The organism is Rhodoferax sp. TH121 (assembly GCF_002251855.1).
Classification (GTDB): Bacteria; Pseudomonadota; Gammaproteobacteria; order Burkholderiales; family Burkholderiaceae_C; genus Allorhodoferax.
The window spans coordinates 374,960-391,899 of the sequence record NZ_NOXW01000020.1; the positions used below are offsets into that span (position 1 = coordinate 374,960).

Consider the following 16,940-nt stretch of genomic DNA (forward strand, 5'->3'; position numbering starts at 1 on the left):
ATGGGTCAGTGCGGTGCCGTCACAGCAGCGCAGGGATGAGCAGGTGGGGCTCACGCCCGCGGATCTCGCCGCGCAGCGTGCCGGGGTAGATCTGCTCGCGCAGAAAGGTCGCATCGCTGCGCACAAGTTCGGCTGCGGGGTGCAGGCCGAAAAAGTCGAGGTAGGGCGCGGTTTGCTGGATCAGCATCTCAAACCCGGGCTGAGCCTGCAGGCCACGGGCCCGCGCCGCACGCACCCAGCGGCTGGGCTGGTGCTTCATCACAATGTCCATCACCGCCGCGTGGGGCTCTATGCGTTGCACATCGCAGGGCAGGGCGTCGTCGGGGTTCAGCCCCAGCGGGCTGGCGTTGATCACCAGGTCAAACCCGGCTGGGTCATTGGTGGTGACCACCGCCACCGGCGCTGACGTCTGGGCGGCCAAGCGCTGGGCCAAAGCCTGGGCTTTGCCGGGTGCGGGGTCATAGAGGCTGACCTGGGCGGCTGCATGGGGCGCCGCGCTGGCCAATTCGGCGGCAATGGCCGCGGCGGCCCCGCCTGCGCCCAGCACCAGCACGCGTTTGCCACGGTAGGCCATGCCAAAGTAGTCCAGTGCGGCGCGCAAGCCTTGGCCGTCGAACATCTCGCCTTCGAGGCGTCCATCGGCTAGGCGGCGCACGGCATTCACGGCCCCAGCTATACGGGCGCTCAGGCTGCAGGTGTGCATCGCGTCTGCCAGCGCATTTTTGTGGGGAATGGTGGCGCACAGGCCCCGCACATTGGGGGCCAAGAAGGCAGATTTCACAAACTCCAGCAGGTGTTGCGGGGCGATTTCCACCGGAACCATCACGGCGTTCACGCCTGCGCGGGCGAACACGGCATTGAACAGGACTGGTGCCTGCACCTGGGCCACCGGGTAGCCGACGATCAGGTAAACGTCGGAGGTACCCGATAGGGGGGGGATGGCGGCGGAAAGCATGGGTCTGTTCGTTTGTCGATCAATATCGCGATTTCGAAGCGAACTTTAGCCATGAGCCATCTATTTCAAAAGGATATTTCTGTAAATATGATCGATCAACGAACGATGGTGTTCGATGATCGATCGTAATGCGGGTTATCACTAGGCCTTTTGCCGCCCCTTGCCGCCAGAATTTGCGTATGCCGCCTACCTCCATTCCTCCTTTTGCCCTGACCGAACCCGAAATGCCGGGGCTGGACAAGAAAGACTGGATTGCGGGGCTGGAAAAGGGCCTGTCCATCATTGAGGCCTTTGATGACGCCCACCCCCGCATGACCGCCAGCCAGGCTGGCGAGCGCTGCGGCATGACCCGCACCGCCGCGCGCCGTTACCTGCTGACCTTGCAGTACCTGGGCTATGTGGCTACCGATGGCAAGCTGTTTTGGCTGACGCCGCGTGTCTTGCGTTTGGGCCAGTCCTACTTGGAGTCGGCACGGCTGCCGCGCATCGTGCAGCCATTTTTGCAGCGGGTGACGGCGGGCACGCAAGAGATTGCCTACGTCTGTGTGATGGACGGGGACGACATCGTCTATATCGCGCGCAATGGCACCAACCGCACCATGAACACTGGCTACGTGCTGGGCGCACGGGTGCCCGCACAAGTGACAGCGGCCGGCATGCTGCTGCTGTCCATGCGCGAGCCGGAGTGGCTGGAGCGCTGGCTCACCACCCGCGAACTGCGCGCCTACACCTCGCACACCATTGCCAGCAAGGACCGCTTGCGGGTGGAATTGGCCCGCATTCGGCAGCAGGGCTGGTCGGTGTCAGAGCAGCAGTTGGAACTGAACCACCGCGGTGTGGCCGTGCCCCTGATGGACCGACACAGCGTGCTGGTGGGCGCGCTGAATGTGACCATGCCCATGGGCAACGAGTCGACGGACGATGCCGTAGCCCGCGTGTTGCCGGTGTTGCAGGAAACCGCGCGTGCCATGCGCAATCTGATTTGATACAAGGTGACCGACGATGAGCAAAGGCTATTGGGTGGCACGTGTGGACGTGACCGATCCCGAGAAGTACAAGACCTATATCACCGCCAACGCGGTGGCATTTGCCAAATACGGGGCGCGTTTTTTGGTGCGCTCGGGTGCGTTTGAGGTGGTGGAGGGGACTGCCCGCAGCCGCAATGTGCTGATTGAGTTTGCGAGTTACCAGATGGCGCTGGACTGCTGGAATTCACCGGAGTACCAGGCGGCGCGGGAGTGCCGGGTGGGGGCGGCTACGGCGGATGTGATTGTGATTGAGGGGTATGAGGGGGCGCAGCCTGGGTGATTCTTTTACTTATCTGGCCCTCTTTCTTTAACACCCACTCCCCCAGCCCCTCGCCCCGTCGGCGAGGGGAGCCTTCAACAGCCGTATCTTGTTTTTTGCCCCTGCTGCGCTGCTACTGGCGGGGCCTTAGAGCGGTTACTTTTTGCCATGGCGCGAACCTGCGTTGGGGGTGAACGCCGTCAAGTAGGTGCGGAGCCACTGGCGGTCGCAGCCGCCAGCGTGGGCGCACTGCGCTCTGCGAAGTCCCACAACCGCAGGTGCGGGCCGTGGTGCGAAATAGCAGTGGCAACCTACGCTTGCGTAGGCCGTATTCGATGCGAAATAACCAAATATGGCTGTTGAAGGCTCCCCTCGCCGACGGGGCGAGGGGCTGGGGGAGTGGGTGTTTAAAAAAACGGTGCAGGCTCAAAGCACCTAAACCCCCACCAACTCCAAACTCCAAGGCGTCTTCTGCCAAAGCTGCACTTCCTCTTGCAAGAGGTGCGCGCTCTGCGGAAACGCGGAGGCCCAGCCGTTGCGGCAACGCAGCTGGAAGGCTTGGTCTTCTCCGCGTGCCAACACCATGCCCTGCAAATCCGGCGCACGCCGTGCGTGGCACAAAATGACCGCAAGGCGCAGGCACATCAGCTGGAGGACCAGGTTACTGTCTTGCAAAGAGGCTTCGAGCTTGCGCAGTTTGCCGCGATGGCCCAGTACCAGAAGGCTCAAGCGGTGCATTTCCGAGAGTGAGAAGCCCGCAGCGTCGGCGTTGTCCAGGATGTAGGCGCCGTGTTTGTGGTAATCGCTGTGCGAGATGTGGCTGCCGATCTCGTGCAGGCGGGCCGCCCAATGGAGTTTGCGGAAGGTGCGGCCATGATCGGGGTGCTGCTCGTCCAGCGGGCCGCCCAGAACCTGCTGCAGCAAGTGGGTGGCTACTGTGCCCACACGTTCGCCGTGCGCGGTGTCCACATTGAATTTGCTGGCCAGGCGCTGCACACTTTTGGCGCGCAGGTCGCCATAGGTGTTGGCCGTGCCCAGCAAGTCGCAGATCAGGCCGTGGCGCAGGCCGCCAGCTGCGTGTTGCATCTCAGTAATGCCCAGCAGGTTGAAGACCGCGCGCATGACGCTCACACCACCGCCAATGATGGCTTTGCGGTCTTCGCGCATGCCGGGCATGCGCAAGCGGTCCGCGCTTTGGGCCGCAATCAGGCGCTCCAGCAGCCAGTCCAGCCCGTCCTGCGAGACGACACCAGCCGGCCAGCCCGCGGCCACGAGTACATCACCAATGGCACCTACCGTGCCGGCAGAGCCATAGGCCGTGTCCCAACGGTCCGCCGGGTAGGCGTCCAGGGCTTCGTCCAGCACCGCTTTGGCGGCAATTTCGGCCATCTCAAATGATTTTTTGCTGAATTGGCCGTCGGGGAAATAGCGCTTGGACCAGGCAATGCTGCCCACGCGGTATGACTCCATCACGCTGGGCGTGAGTCCGGTGCCCAGTATCAGTTCGGTAGAGCGTCCGCCGATGTCCACCACCAAGCGGCGCTCATCGGTGGCGGGCAGCATGTGGGCCACGCCCTGGTAGATCAGCCGGGCCTCTTCGCGGCCGGAGATGACGTCGATGGGAAAACCCAGCGCAGCGTTGGCGCGCTCCAGGAAGGCGTCGCGGTTGCGCGCTTCGCGCAGCGTCTGGGTGGCCACGGCTTTCACTTCATTCGGCTTGAATCCCGCCAGGCGCTCGCCAAAGCGGGCCAGGCATTCCCAGCCGGCTTGCATGGCGGCTGGGGTGAGGTTGCGGTCTTCGTCCAGACCGCCGCCCTGGCGGACGGTCTCTTTGAGGTATTCGGTCCGTCGAAATTCACCGTGGTCTACACGCCCAATTTCCAGGCGGAAGCTGTTGGAGCCCAGGTCCACGGCGGCCAGGCGATTTCCGTTTTGCATCGACGTTCTGTCAGGTAAGGGTTAAAGGCTGCAAGGAGCATAGCACCGGCCCGCGGCCGGATGCGGCGACTTACCCCACCAGGCGGCCATCGGCCGCGACCATGCTTTGGGTGACAAAGGCTGGGGTTTTGCGGCGCAGGTCGGGGTTGATGCGAAAGCCCCCCAAGTCCAGCGGCAGGCGTCGGGCAAAGGCCTGTAGCAGATTCGCGCGGTTCAAGCCGCCGTCCAGCGTGAGCATGACCTCTTGGGTGTAGCGGGCCGATAAATAGCCAGCGAGGCTTTGTGGGGTGGGTGGCTCATCAAACAGGCGGTTCAAGGTTTCGCGGTAGCTGCGCACAATGGGTTGGTTGCCGTTGACGGGCGGTACCGCCTGGGTGGCGATGACCGGGGTAAAGCGTGAGACGCCCAGCTGCTGCAGCGTTTGCAAGTTGACGTCTGACATGGCCACGATGTAGCGCTGCGCGGCCTGCTTCTCGATGCCTTGGGAAAATTGCAGCAGTTCCGGCGTGCCGCCCAGAAAGATCAGGATACGCGGGCTGTCGGGCCGCAACTCGGTGGCCAGGGTTTGCAGGGTGCTGCTGGGCACGTAGATTTTGAGTTTGAGTTTCAGGTTGGCCGCGGCTTGCTCGAGGTCGCCCTGGTAGCTGACGCGCTCCGCGGCAGAGGCAAACACGGCGCCCACCTCGGTCACACCCATGATGGACAGCGACTTCACGGCGTGGCTGATCTGTTCTTGGCGCGTGGCAAATATGCCAAACGTGCTGTCTTGCCCCTCCAGCGGCTGGCTGTGCTGCCAAGGCGCCACGTGGGCCACATCGGGCATTTCGCGCTGCAGCAAGGTGGCCAGTTGACTGGCTGCCCGGTGCCCGGCGCTTCCCACTACAGCGAGGCACTCGGGTTGGGCCTTGAGCGTGTCCACCGCCGAACGCAGGGATTGCGGACTTCCGTCTACCTCCACCACGACATGCCTGACCGCCTTGCCCCGGATGCCGCCACGGCTATTGAGGTCTTGCCAGGCGGCGCGCGCACCGATCAAAAAGTCCTTCGACACATCAATTTGGCTCTCCGACATGTCCACGACCTGCAGCACGCTGGGTGTCACGGCCGTCGCGCGGGGGGCCTGGGCCCAGCTGGTGGCGCTGCCAAGCAGGCCGGCACCACTGGCCAGACAGCCAAGAAATCTGCGGCGCAGCAGAGGACGGGAAGGGGAGTTAAGCATGGGTGTTCCAACGGAGGATTTTGCTATAAAAGTAGGAGCTGCTCGCGCATGTCCCATAAGGCCTAGGTGCCAATTTCCATAAAAAAAGGCCCGATTTCGGGCCATGGATGCGGGCGGCGGCTTTACTTGCTTGCGGGCGCCGGCAGCACGGTGTCCACCACATGCACCACGCCGTTGGTGGCTGCGATGTCGGCCTGGGTCACTGCGGCCGCTTCCACGGTGACAAAGTCGCCGGCTTTGGCGAGTGCCAGCATGCTGCCTTGCAGTGACTTCATATTGCTGTTTTTCACGTCAGCGGCCATCAGCTTGGCGGGTACCACGTGGTAGGCCAGCAATGCTTTGAGCTTTTCGGGGTTCTTGGCCAGTTCATCCATGGTTTTGGCAGGCACCGCCTTGAAGGCGTCATTGCTGGGTGCAAACACCGTGAAGGGGCCACCGGTTTTCAGGGTTGCGGTCAATCCGGCTTGGGCCACCAGGGTGTTGAGGTTGCTCAAGGAAGGGGTGTTTGCCAGTGTCTGGGCCAAGTCAACTGGTGCCGGACGGGTGGCGCAGCCCACCATGCCGGTGAGCAGGGCGGCTGCCAGCAGGCCACGGCGGCCCAGGGAGAGAGAGGTGCTGAAGGTCATGGGATGCTCCGGGATGAAAGCGCGAAGCGTAGAAATCCTGCGTGACAGGAATGTGACAGAGGCTTGAAAGTCCGGTGACTTCGCCCGCGCCGGTGCCTGGAGTCAGAAAAACCGTCGAATGTCATGTCTTTGTCACAAAAGGTTCTTAAATTCACATCGTTCGCAGTTTTCTCAACCAACCGACTGAGGGTTTTTCATGATCATTTCCTTCCAACGCGCACTGCTGGTTTCCGCGATGACCGCAGCAGTGGGCTTTGCCGGTGCTGCTGGCGCCCAAGAAATTACCGGTGCAGGCGCTTCTTTCCCTGCCCCCATCTATGCCAAGTGGGCCTCTGACTACAACAAGGCCACTGGCGTGAAGGTGAACTACCAGTCCATCGGTTCCGGTGGTGGTATCAAGCAAATCGACTCCAAGACCGTTGACTTTGGCGCCTCTGACGCCCCCCTGACCGACGAAGTACTCAAGTCCAAAGGCCAGATGCAATTCCCCACTGTATTGGGCGGCGTGGTGCCTGTGATCAACGTCAAAGGTATTGAACCCGGCCAACTGAAGCTGACTGGCCAGGTCTTGGGTGACATTTACCTGGGAAAAATTTCCAAGTGGAACGACCCCGCCATCAAGGCCCTGAACCCGACCTTGGCGCTGCCTGATGCGGCCATTGCCCAAGTGCGCCGTGCTGACGGTTCTGGCACTACCTTCATCTTCACCAACTACCTGAGCAAGGTGAACGCTGAGTGGAAGGCCAAAGTGGGCGAAGGCACAGCCGTCAACTGGCCTGTGGGTGCCGGTGGCAAGGGCAACGAAGGAGTGGCTGCGTTTGTGGGCCGCCTGCCCAACTCCATGGGGTATGTGGAGTATTCCTACGTCAAGCAAAACAAGCTGAACTATGCCGTAATGCAAAACTCTGCAGGCAATTTTGTCAAACCTGACGACGAAGCGTTCAAGGCTGCGGCGGCCGGTGCAGACTGGAACAAGTCCTTCTACCAAATCCTGACCAACCAGCCTGGCAAGGATGCCTGGCCTATCAGCGGTGCCACCTTCATCCTGATGCACCTGAAGCAGGACAAGCCCGCCAACGCGACCGAGACCCTGAAGTTCTTCAACTGGGCCTACGCCAACGGTGGCAAGGCTGCTGCCGATCTGGACTACGTGCCCATGCCTCCTTCCGTGATCGCCGTCATCCAAAAATCCTGGGGCGAGATCAAGGATGGCGCTGGCAAGCCTGTGGCCTTCAAGTAAGCAACCGCTACCACTGAACTGACGGAGAACACCCCCATGTCCTCTACACTCGTGCATGGGGATTCCCCGTCCAGTCTGTCTGCTACCCAGTCCTCTCGTGCCATGACCCAACCACCTCCCGTCAAGCGGGCCCGTTCGGGCCCGCTGGCTGACCGACTTTTCGGTTGGCTTGCCAAAGGCTCAGCCCTGTTGACGCTGGCCTTGCTGCTGGCCATCCTGACCTCTCTGACCATCAGCGCTTGGCCAGCCATCAGTAAATATGGCCTCTCGTTTTTGACCAGCACCGTCTGGGACCCTGTTCAAAATGAGTATGGCGGTTTGGTGATGGTGTACGGCACCCTGGCGACGTCGTTCATTGCCTTGTTGATTGCGGTGCCAGTGAGCTTCGGTATCGCCCTGTTTCTGACCGAGCTGTCCCCCGCTTGGCTCAAGCGCCCGCTGGGCACTGCCATCGAGTTGTTGGCCGCCGTGCCCTCCATCGTGTACGGCATGTGGGGCCTGTTGGTGTTCGGTCCGGTACTGTCCACCTACGTGCAGCAGCCCTTGCAAAGCCTGACCAACGGAATTCCCTACCTGGGTGCTTTTTTCTCCGGTCCGCCCGTGGGCATCGGTATCCTGTCGGCCGGCATCATTTTGGCCATCATGATCATCCCCTTCATCGCCTCGGTGATGCGTGATGTGTTCGAAGTAACGCCGCCCTTGCTCAAGGAGTCGGCCTACGGCCTGGGTGCTACCACTTGGGAAGTGGTGTCCAAGGTGGTGCTGCCCTACACCAAAACCGGTGTAATCGGGGGCATCATGCTGGGTCTGGGGCGCGCCATTGGTGAAACCATGGCAGTGACCTTTGTCATCGGCAACTTCAACCAGCTCGATTCGCTGAGCCTGTTCCAGGCCGCCAACAGCATCACGTCGGCCCTGGCCAACGAGTTTGCCGAAGCCGGCGAAGGCCTGCACCAAGCGGCCTTGATGTACCTGGGCTTGGTTTTGTTCTTCATCACCTTTGTGATCCTCTCGCTCTCCAAACTGTTGCTGTCGCGCTTGCGCAAGGCTGAAGGAACCAAAACATGAGCGCAACCTTGTCGCAAGTCCGCGCGGCCCGCTTTGCACAGCGCAAGCGCGTGAACGTCATCGCCACGGGCTTGGCCCTGGCGGCCATGGCCTTCGGTCTGTTCTGGTTGTTCTGGATCCTGATCGAAACTTTCCGTTTGGGGATTGGTGGCATGAACTGGGCTACCTTGACCCAGATGACACCCCCACCCAATGAAGAAGGCGGCTTGGCCAACGCCATCTACGGTTCGTTTCTCATGGTCTTTCTCGCCACCTGTGTGGGCACGCCCATTGGTGTGATGGCGGGCATCTACTTGGCCGAGTTCGACTCCAAGGGATGGCTGGCCTCGCTCACCCGTTTCGTCAACGATATTCTGCTGTCCGCACCCTCCATCGTCATCGGCCTGTTTGTGTACGCCGTGGTGGTGTCGCGTTTCAAGTCCTTCTCGGGGTATGCCGGCATCATGGCCCTGTCGCTGATCGTGATTCCTGTGGTGATTCGTACGACCGAAAACATGCTGCAACTGGTGCCAGCCGGATTGCGTGAGGCGGCCTACGCACTGGGAGCGCCCAAGTGGAAAGTTATTCTGAGCATCACCCTCAAGGCGGCCCGTGCGGGCGTGATCACCGGTGTGCTGTTGGCGGTGGCCCGCATTGCTGGTGAAACCGCGCCCTTGTTGTTCACCGCATTGAGCAACCAGTTCTGGACCTCGTCCCTGGGCGAGCCCATGGCCAGCCTGCCCGTCACGATCTTCAAGTTCGCCATGAGTCCCTACGAAAACTGGCAGCAGCTGGCCTGGGCTGGCGTCTTCCTGATCACTATCGCCGTGCTGGGCCTGAACATTCTGGCCCGCGTGTTGACCCGCAACAAATCCTGAGGCCGCCGAGCCCGCATAGAACGGAAACCATCCATGCTGAATACGCCTGCTGCACCGACCAAGTCCAAGATCTCGGTCAAGGACCTGAACTTTTACTACGGTAAATTCCATGCCCTCAAAGGCATCAACCTCGAAATCCCCGAAAAGCGCGTCACGGCCTTCATTGGCCCATCGGGTTGCGGCAAGTCCACTTTGTTGCGCATCTTCAACCGCATGTTCGAGCTCTACCCCGAGCAGCGAGCGGAGGGCCAGATCCTGCTGGATGGCGAGAACCTGCTGACCAGCAAGGAAGATGTGGCTTTGCTCCGTGCCAAGGTGGGCATGGTGTTCCAGAAGCCCACACCGTTTCCAATGTCGATTTACGACAACATTGCCTTTGGTGTGAAGTTGTTCGAGAACCTCAATGCCACCGACATGGAAGAACGTGTCGAATGGGCACTGCGCAAGTCGGCCTTGTGGACCGAAGTAAAGGACAAGCTGCACCAGAGCGGCTCCAGCCTGTCCGGTGGTCAACAGCAACGCCTGTGCATCGCCCGCGGCATTGCCATCAAGCCCGAAGTGCTGTTGCTCGACGAGCCCTGTTCGGCGCTGGACCCGATTTCTACGGCCAAGGTGGAGGAGTTGATTGTGGAACTGAAGAACGACTATACCGTGGTGATCGTGACACACAACATGCAGCAGGCTGCCCGCTGCAGCGATTACACGGCGTATATGTACCTGGGTGACTTGGTGGAGTTTGGTCCTACCGAGCAAATGTTCTTCAAACCCACGCGCAAAGAGACTGAAGACTACATTACCGGCCGTTTCGGCTGATCGACACAGAGGCTCCCATGTCTGATAAACATCTCTCTACCCAATTCGACAGTGAACTCACATCGGTCTCCACCCAGGTCATGGAACTGGGTGGGTTGGTGGAGTCGCAAATTCGCCAAGCCATTTACGCGCTGTCCCAATTCAGCGTAGAGGTGGCCAACGAAGTCACCTCGCGCGAAGCGCGGGTGAATGCCATGGAAATCGAGATCGACCGCGATCTTTCCTCCATCATTGCGCGCCGCCAGCCGACTGCACGTGATCTGCGCTTGCTGATTGCCATTTCCAAAACCACAGCCAACCTGGAACGTGTGGGTGACGAGGCGGAGAAGATTGCACGGATGGTGCGCTCCATTATTCAGAGCGGTGCTCCACGTTCTCTGCCCTCACTGGAGTTGCGTGTCGCAGCCGATTTGGCCTCGGGGTTGCTCAACAAGGCGCTGGATGCCTTTGCCCGTTTGGATGTGAATGCGGCGGTGGCCATTCTCAAAGAGGATGACCTGATCGACGCCGAATTTGATGGTTTTGTGCGCAAGTTGGTCACTTACATGATGGAAGACCCGCGCATGATTTCTCCCAGCCTGGACCTACTGTTCCTGGCCAAAGCGATCGAGCGCATTGGTGACCATGCCAAGAACATCGCTGAATTCATCATCTACGTGGTCAAGGGCGAAGATGTACGCCACTCCACCATGGAAAAAATCGAGTCCATCGTCAAATGAGAAACATGCCCGCCGTTCTGGTGGTGGAAGACGAGTCGGCCATTGCGGAGCTGATTGCTGTCAACCTGCGGCACAACGGCTTTCGGCCGCGTTGGGCCATGGACAGTGAGTCAGCCCAGCGCGAGATTGATGCCTCCGCCCCTGATTTGATTTTGCTGGACTGGATGTTGCCTGGCGAAAGTGGCCTGACACTGGCCAAACGTTGGCGCAATGACCCACGCACCAAGGACACACCGATCATCATGCTCACCGCCCGTGGCGATGAGGCAGACCGCGTGGCGGGGCTGGATGCAGGAGCCGATGACTACATCGCCAAGCCGTTCTCCACCAAGGAACTGCTTGCCCGCGTCCGGGCGGTGCTGCGCCGCCGAGCGCCTGAGGAGGCGGGGGAGGTCATCACCATTGCGGGACTCTGCCTGGACCCTTCCACCCACCGGGTCACGTTTGAAGGGCAACCCCTGAAGCTGGGGCCTACGGAATTCAAACTGTTGAATTACCTCATGGGCCACGCTGAGCGCGTGCACAGCCGTGCCCAGCTGCTGGACAAGGTATGGGGTGACCATGTGTATATCGAAGAGCGGACGGTGGACGTGCATGTCAAGCGTTTGCGCGAGGCGCTGACCGTGGCCGGTCCCATGGTGGAGACCGTGCGCGGTGCAGGGTACCGGTTGACGGCCAAGCCGGCGATTGCAGTGTCCGCAGACAAAGCCAGCGCGTGAACCAAGGCGGATCGGGCATGGTGTGGCGCTTGCTGTCCTTTGTGGGGCTGCAGGCCGCTGCCGCTGCATTGGCATGGGTGCTGGTAGCTCCTGGGGCACGTGTTTGGACGGCCCTGGTTGCCGCGATTGGGGCGGGTTATGTGTGGCTGTTGCTGGATGCCGTGCGTGGCTTGCGGCTCTTGAACTGGTTGCGGCGCGGAGAGTCCACCGAATTGGCGTTGGGTCAAGGCCTGTGGGGAGAAGCCGCAGAGCGTATGCGTCGCCTGTTGCGTACGCGTGAACGCCAAGTGGTAGAGGGCGAAGGCAAACTGCAGGATTTTTTGGCTGCTTTGCAGGCCTCTCCCAACGGGGTGGTTTTGCTCGATGCCCAGGGGCGCATCGAGTGGTTCAATCAGATGGCAGGGGTGCACTTCGGTTTTGATGTGCGCCGGGACTTGCTGCAGCACTTTGGCAATCTGGTGCGCGACCCTGAATTCGCGGCGTATTTTGCCGAGCGTGATTTCAGCCACGATGTGGTGATGCCAGGACGCGACAGTACCAACGCCATACCGGTGCGCTTGTCGGTGCAACTACACCCCTATGGTGAAGGCCGCAGTCTATTGCTGTCGAGAGACATTACCGCGGTGGAGCAGGCGGAGGCCATGCGCCGCGATTTTGTGGCCAATGTGTCGCATGAAATCCGAACCCCGCTGACCGTGTTGGCTGGCTTTGTCGAGACCCTGCAGTCCCTGCCTTTGGATGAGGAAGAGCGTCAACGGTACTTGGGTCTCATGGCCCAGCAGGCGCAACGCATGCAAAGCCTGGTGAACGACTTGCTGACTTTGTCTAGGCTGGAGGGCAGTCCCCTGCCATCGGCGCATGACTGGGTGTCGATTGCCGCTATGTTGCGAGCCTGTGAAGCCGAATCGCTTGAACTGTCACGTCTTCTGTGGGGACGCGCGCAGAGTATTGTGTTCGAGTCCGGCCCGCCCTGCGAACTGGCAGGCTCACAAGCAGAGCTCTACAGTGCGGTGTTCAACTTGGTGGGCAATGCGGTGCGCTACACCCCTGCAGACAAAAGCATCCACGTGCGTTGGCAATCAGTGGGCAATGGCGCGTGCATATTGTCTGTCGAGGACACTGGGCCGGGTATTGCGCCAGAGCATGTGCCTCGGTTGACAGAGCGGTTTTACCGTGTGGATCGCAGCCGTTCGCGAGATACCGGTGGTACCGGTTTGGGGCTGGCCATTGTCAAACATGTAGCCCAACGCCATGGCGCAGAACTGCGCATTGACAGTACACCGGGCAAGGGCTCTGTGTTCTCCCTGGTTTTCCCAGCCAGCCGGGTGAGGGGCATAGCTACCTAAACGTCTTTTGGCTCAGCGTCTGCGCAATAGCCAGACTGCCTCGGCCCGGTCCACGGGGTGCCGCAACAGGGTGTGTGGTGCCCACCGGCCAGCGTCGACGGAGGGGCGAATTCCCATGTTCTCAGTGGGCTCGCTGAGTTGCCACTCGCAGGTGCTCTCGCCATCGGCGGCCACCAAACGTATGCCGCTGTACCACTGGAAGGCGGACAGATGCACGGCACGCAGGCTGCCCGTTTCTGCGCAGCCTTCAGGTCCTACCCAAGGCGTAGCCTGTTGTACCAGGTTACGGTAGCTCTGCGCGTAATTGAGCAACGGCATCCACAGTGTCATGAGCAAGAGCCAGCACAAGGCGGCCCCTCCGGCAGGGAGTACCAAGCTTTTCCAGATGGCGGCACGGTGTCTGCCGACCCGCCATTTGACCAGCCAGGCCCAAGCCAGCGTGGCCACGATGGCTACGCTGAAGGCGAGCAGCGAGAAGCTCGCCTGAAATCCGGGTGCCAAGCGTGCCACATTGGCCGCCGGCTGACTGGGTACACCAGTCTGCATGGCGATCCAGACCACCCATATGGTGAATCCACAGCCCGAGAAAAATAGCAGCGTAAACCAGTCGATCAGCGCTGCCACTTGGCGTTTGAGCGTCGGCAGGGCAAAGGCTGCCAACGTTGCCAGCGCGGGCAGTGCCAGTAGCAAAGTGCGGTCCGAGTCACTGCCCAATGGTGTGGCAAGGACAGTGACCAGCACAAACCAGAGCGGCCAAGCCAGATGTCTATGTACCCCTCGGCTCCAAAGCTGCCAGCGCCAACGCCACAGTGTCCACAAGGCCAGCGGCCAAGCGGGCCATGTAAACCAGATTAGCAGCTGGGCGAAACCGTCCACCGTACCCCAGGACAAGGCAGGTGCCTCTACCTTCCAACGCCAAAGATCCAAATGGTACGCCGCTGTGCAAACCACTGCGGCGTAGGCTGGCAGTGCTAACAAGGCTTTGATCCTTGCCGAGCGCGTTGTTTGTATTGTTTCGCCTGGTTCACGGTCCAGCCAATGCACCAGTGCGCCTCCCAGCAGGTAGAGCATGGCCATGGTCGGAGCGCCAGACAGGCCCATGCCAAGCAGACCTGCAAAGATCGCTACGTGGGGGGCCTTGCTGCGGTACGGGAGGGCTGCGATGCCATAAAAAAGCAGTGCAGCAAAACCCAACTGTGCCAAGGCGGGCGTGGTTTCATGGGACAGCTGGGCAAGGCCCAGGCATGCAATAAAGGCCAGCACACCACCATCTGCCATGGCCCGTGCATAGTCCGTGGGTTGGGCTTCGCCTCCAAACGCAAAGGCAACCGGCTGGGCCGCAGGGCTACGGGCCAGGTAATAGGTGCCGTACCAAGTGGCCAGCAGGGCCAGCCCCAGCAGCAAACCAAAAGGGATGCGGACCACAAAATCCGCAGCCCATGCCGCAGGTGCCAGCTGCAATGCCCATGCACCTAGCCAGTAGGGCAATACGGCAGGATGTTCTGGCGACCAACCCCAGAGGGAGGGGGACCACCATGATGACGCCCCTTGGGCCAACGCGCCCATGAAACCCAGTGCGGTGATATCAGCGCTGCGCCACGCATCGCGTCCAAAAAAACCAGCACATACATAACTGAGGCACAGCAACAGCAATGCCCAGCGGGGCAGGCGGCGTACAGCCGCTTGGGAAACGATGGCAGGAGTCGGGTGTTTCACGGGCGCAAGTCAGGTAAAAAAAAAGCAGCTCGGAGATCCGGGCTGCCTTTTTGCAGAGAACTCAGGCGCAAGCCTGATCCCACATTACTTGGCGGCAGTTTTGCCGAAGCGGTTGCGGAACTTCTCAACGCGACCGCCCATGTTGTCCACAGACTTCTGCGTGCCAGTGTAGAAGGGGTGCGATTCGCTGGTGGTATCAAGCTTGAAGAGGGGCAGTTCGCGACCGTCTTCCATCTTGATCATTTCCTTGGTGTTGGCGCAGGAACGTGTCACGAACTTGAAGCCGTTGGACATGTCCTGGAAGCACACTTCGCGGTAATTGGGGTGAATGCCTTCTTTCATATCTTCTCCATCAGTTGCGTCAGCCGCGCCAGCCAATCTGGCGTACTTTTCGCGAAACCGCCGATTATAGCCTCTATCCGCCCCTGCGCATCATGTCAAAGAACTCACTGTTGTTCTTGGTGGCCTTCATCTGCTTGAGCACCATCTCCATGGACTCGATTTCATCCATGTTGTAGAGGAATTGGCGCAGGATGCGGGTTTTCTGCAGAATTTCTGGCTGCAGGAGCAATTCTTCGCGTCGGGTACCACTGCGGTTCAGTTGGATGGAGGGGAATACGCGTTTTTCGTACAGTCGGCGATCCAAGTGAACTTCGGAGTTGCCAGTGCCCTTGAATTCTTCAAAGATCACTTCGTCCATGCGGCTGCCAGTGTCCACCAAGGCGGTGGCGATGATGGTCAGTGAGCCGCCTTCTTCCACATTGCGGGCGGCACCCAGGAAGCGTTTGGGGCGTTGAAGGGCATTGGCGTCCACACCACCAGTCAGGACCTTGCCGGACGATGGCACCACGTTGTTGTAGGCGCGGGCCAGGCGGGTGATGGAGTCCAACAGAATCACCACATCTTTTTTCAGTTCGACCAGACGTTTGGCACGCTCGATCACCATTTCGGCGACGTGCACGTGGCGAGCGGCGGGCTCGTCGAAGGTGGAAGCAATGACCTCACCCTTCACGGTGCGCTGCATCTCGGTCACTTCTTCAGGGCGCTCATCAATCAGCAGCACCATCAGGTAGCTGTCGGGGTAGTTGGCAGAGATGGCATGTGCAATGTGCTGCATCATGACCGTCTTGCCGCTTTTGGGTTGTGCCACGATCAGGGCACGTTGGCCTTTGCCGATGGGCGCAATGATGTCGATCACACGGCCCGTGATGTTCTCATCTCCGCGGATGTCCCGCTCCAGCTTCATTTGTTCCTTGGGAAACAAGGGTGTCAAGTTTTCGAACATGACCTTGTGCTTGTTGCCTTCAGGGGGGCCGCCGTTGACTTTGTCCAGTTTGTTCAACGCAAAGTAGCGCTCGCCGTCCTTGGGGGTGCGCACTTCACCTTCGATCATGTCGCCGGTGTGCAAATTGAAGCGCCGTACCTGGCTCGGGCTGATGTAGATGTCATCGGTGCTGGCGGTATAGCTGGTGTCGGGGCTGCGCAAGAAGCCAAATCCGTCAGGCAGGATTTCCAGCACACCATCCGCAATGATCTGCTCACCGGTGCGGGCCCGTTTCTTGATGATGGCGAACATCAGCTCTTGCTTGCGCATGCGGCCGGTGTTTTCAATCTCAAGTTCTTCGGCTTGCTTGAGGACTTCAGACACGTGCAGTGCCTTGAGTTCGTTTAAGTGCATGAAATGGGTCCCGGTGAGGGCGTTGACCGATATTCGGCGAATTACAAAAATCTGGGGGATGGGGGAGGCAAAACTGGGTAAGCGCCTCTGCGTTCTGTGCCGGGAATCGGCGCCTGCCTTGGGGTGGGCGGGTGAACGGGATTTATTATGACAGGAAAACTTGGGTGTGCTCTATTTTGCTCTTTGGCAGCATATGGTCTGTGCTGCAGCGGGCCGCCAAGCGCTTGAAAACTTGGAGCGGCCCCTTGCAAGTCGCCCCGTTGTCAGGGCGAGGGGGTTCGATCAGGCCAGTTGCTGGTCGATGAAGGCTGTCAATTGGGCCTTGCTCAGCGCGCCCACCTTGGTGGCGGCCAGTTGGCCGTCCTTGAACAGCATCAGGGTGGGGATGCCGCGGATGCCGAATTTGGCGGGGATGTCGCGGTTTTCGTCCACATTCATCTTGGCAATCTGCAGCTTGCCCTGGTAGGTGGCCGACACTTCGTCAAGGATGGGGGCGATCATCTTGCAGGGGCCGCACCACTCAGCCCAGTAGTCCACCAAAATGGGTTGCGCCGCACCGAGCACATCGGCTTCGAAGGTGGCATCGGTGACATGTTTGATCAGTTCGCTGGCCATGGTGGCTCCTTTGGATGATTGCTAATGCAGCTAAAGTTGCGGCATTGTGACAGAAACCAAGCCCTTCCCTGATGCCGCTACGCCTATCGCCAGCATAGCGAAAAACGATGCTCCCCTAGCGCTCAAGGCCTTCAGTTATGGGGC

At 60.2% G+C, this 16,940-nt stretch carries 17 protein-coding genes; 9 read left to right on the plus strand and 8 right to left on the minus strand.

The window, feature by feature from the left end:
* Positions 1-19: 19 nt before the first annotated feature.
* Complete coding sequence (locus tag CHU94_RS07730; protein WP_094478428.1) at positions 20-955, minus strand: shikimate dehydrogenase; 936 nt, start codon at positions 953-955, stop codon at positions 20-22.
* 179 nt (positions 956-1,134) lie between these two features.
* Here CHU94_RS07730 and CHU94_RS07735 point away from each other — a divergent pair, with 179 nt between their 5' ends.
* Together CHU94_RS07735 and CHU94_RS07740 are read left to right on the plus strand one after the other, a co-directional pair.
* The gene (locus tag CHU94_RS07735) at positions 1,135-1,941 is read left to right on the plus strand and encodes an IclR family transcriptional regulator C-terminal domain-containing protein (protein ID WP_176451952.1); all 807 of its coding nucleotides are present in this window, start codon (positions 1,135-1,137) and stop codon (positions 1,939-1,941) included.
* A gap of 16 nt (positions 1,942-1,957) precedes the next feature.
* Entirely contained in the window at positions 1,958-2,263 is a 306-nt protein-coding gene (locus tag CHU94_RS07740; protein WP_094478430.1) for a DUF1330 domain-containing protein, read from the plus strand.
* Between the two features lie 414 nt (positions 2,264-2,677).
* Here CHU94_RS07740 and CHU94_RS07745 read toward each other — a convergent pair whose 3' ends face one another.
* The 3 genes from CHU94_RS07745 to CHU94_RS07755 all read right to left on the minus strand — a co-directional run bounded on the left by CHU94_RS07745 (position 2,678) and on the right by CHU94_RS07755 (position 6,025).
* Positions 2,678-4,180 carry a Ppx/GppA phosphatase family protein gene (locus CHU94_RS07745; protein ID WP_094478432.1) on the minus strand — a complete coding sequence of 501 codons (1,503 nt, stop codon included), beginning with the start codon at positions 4,178-4,180 and terminating at the stop codon, positions 2,678-2,680.
* A 70-nt stretch (positions 4,181-4,250) separates the two neighbouring features.
* Positions 4,251-5,399, minus strand: coding sequence for an ABC transporter substrate-binding protein (locus CHU94_RS07750; protein ID WP_094478434.1), 1,149 nt, complete (start codon positions 5,397-5,399; stop codon positions 4,251-4,253).
* Positions 5,400-5,521: 122 nt separating this feature from the next.
* Positions 5,522-6,025, minus strand: coding sequence for a fasciclin domain-containing protein (locus CHU94_RS07755; protein WP_094478436.1), 504 nt, complete (start codon positions 6,023-6,025; stop codon positions 5,522-5,524).
* Between the two features lie 196 nt (positions 6,026-6,221).
* On the opposite strand from CHU94_RS07755, the gene pstS reads away from it, so the two are divergent.
* The 7 genes from pstS (at position 6,222) to phoR (ending at position 12,787) form a co-directional block, all read left to right on the plus strand.
* Positions 6,222-7,265, plus strand: coding sequence for a phosphate ABC transporter substrate-binding protein PstS (pstS, locus tag CHU94_RS07760; protein ID WP_094478437.1), 1,044 nt, complete (start codon positions 6,222-6,224; stop codon positions 7,263-7,265).
* A 102-nt stretch (positions 7,266-7,367) separates the two neighbouring features.
* Positions 7,368-8,333 (plus strand): phosphate ABC transporter permease subunit PstC, encoded by a 966-nt coding sequence (pstC, locus tag CHU94_RS07765; protein WP_094478439.1) that lies wholly within the window; start codon positions 7,368-7,370, stop codon positions 8,331-8,333.
* On the plus strand, positions 8,330-9,190 hold the full coding sequence (pstA, locus tag CHU94_RS07770) for a phosphate ABC transporter permease PstA (RefSeq protein ID WP_094478441.1): 861 nt from the start codon (positions 8,330-8,332) through the stop codon (positions 9,188-9,190). The genes pstC and pstA overlap by 4 nt, the downstream gene beginning before the upstream one ends.
* A gap of 33 nt (positions 9,191-9,223) precedes the next feature.
* Complete coding sequence (gene pstB / locus CHU94_RS07775) at positions 9,224-10,003, plus strand: phosphate ABC transporter ATP-binding protein PstB (protein WP_094478443.1); 780 nt, start codon at positions 9,224-9,226, stop codon at positions 10,001-10,003.
* A 17-nt stretch (positions 10,004-10,020) separates the two neighbouring features.
* Positions 10,021-10,722: a phosphate signaling complex protein PhoU gene (gene phoU / locus CHU94_RS07780; protein ID WP_094478445.1), complete on the plus strand. Its 702-nt coding sequence runs from the start codon at positions 10,021-10,023 to the stop codon at positions 10,720-10,722.
* Positions 10,719-11,441, plus strand: coding sequence for a phosphate regulon transcriptional regulator PhoB (phoB, locus tag CHU94_RS07785; protein WP_094478447.1), 723 nt, complete (start codon positions 10,719-10,721; stop codon positions 11,439-11,441). The genes phoU and phoB overlap by 4 nt, the downstream gene beginning before the upstream one ends.
* 17 nt (positions 11,442-11,458) lie before the next feature.
* A complete protein-coding gene (gene phoR, locus CHU94_RS07790; RefSeq protein ID WP_094479320.1) occupies positions 11,459-12,787 on the plus strand; it encodes a phosphate regulon sensor histidine kinase PhoR in 1,329 nt (442 codons plus the stop codon).
* A 12-nt stretch (positions 12,788-12,799) separates the two neighbouring features.
* Here phoR and CHU94_RS07795 read toward each other — a convergent pair whose 3' ends face one another.
* The 4 genes from CHU94_RS07795 to trxA form a co-directional block, all read right to left on the minus strand.
* The gene (locus CHU94_RS07795) at positions 12,800-14,503 is read right to left on the minus strand and encodes a hypothetical protein (RefSeq protein ID WP_094478449.1); all 1,704 of its coding nucleotides are present in this window, start codon (positions 14,501-14,503) and stop codon (positions 12,800-12,802) included.
* An 84-nt stretch (positions 14,504-14,587) separates the two neighbouring features.
* Positions 14,588-14,845, minus strand: a complete 258-nt coding sequence (locus tag CHU94_RS07800) for a type B 50S ribosomal protein L31 (protein ID WP_066705893.1) — start codon at positions 14,843-14,845, stop codon at positions 14,588-14,590.
* 73 nt (positions 14,846-14,918) lie between these two features.
* Positions 14,919-16,181: a transcription termination factor Rho gene (gene rho / locus CHU94_RS07805; protein WP_094478451.1), complete on the minus strand. Its 1,263-nt coding sequence runs from the start codon at positions 16,179-16,181 to the stop codon at positions 14,919-14,921.
* Positions 16,182-16,463: 282 nt separating this feature from the next.
* A complete protein-coding gene (gene trxA, locus CHU94_RS07810) occupies positions 16,464-16,796 on the minus strand; it encodes a thioredoxin TrxA (protein WP_094478453.1) in 333 nt (110 codons plus the stop codon).
* Positions 16,797-16,940 lie beyond the last annotated feature (144 nt).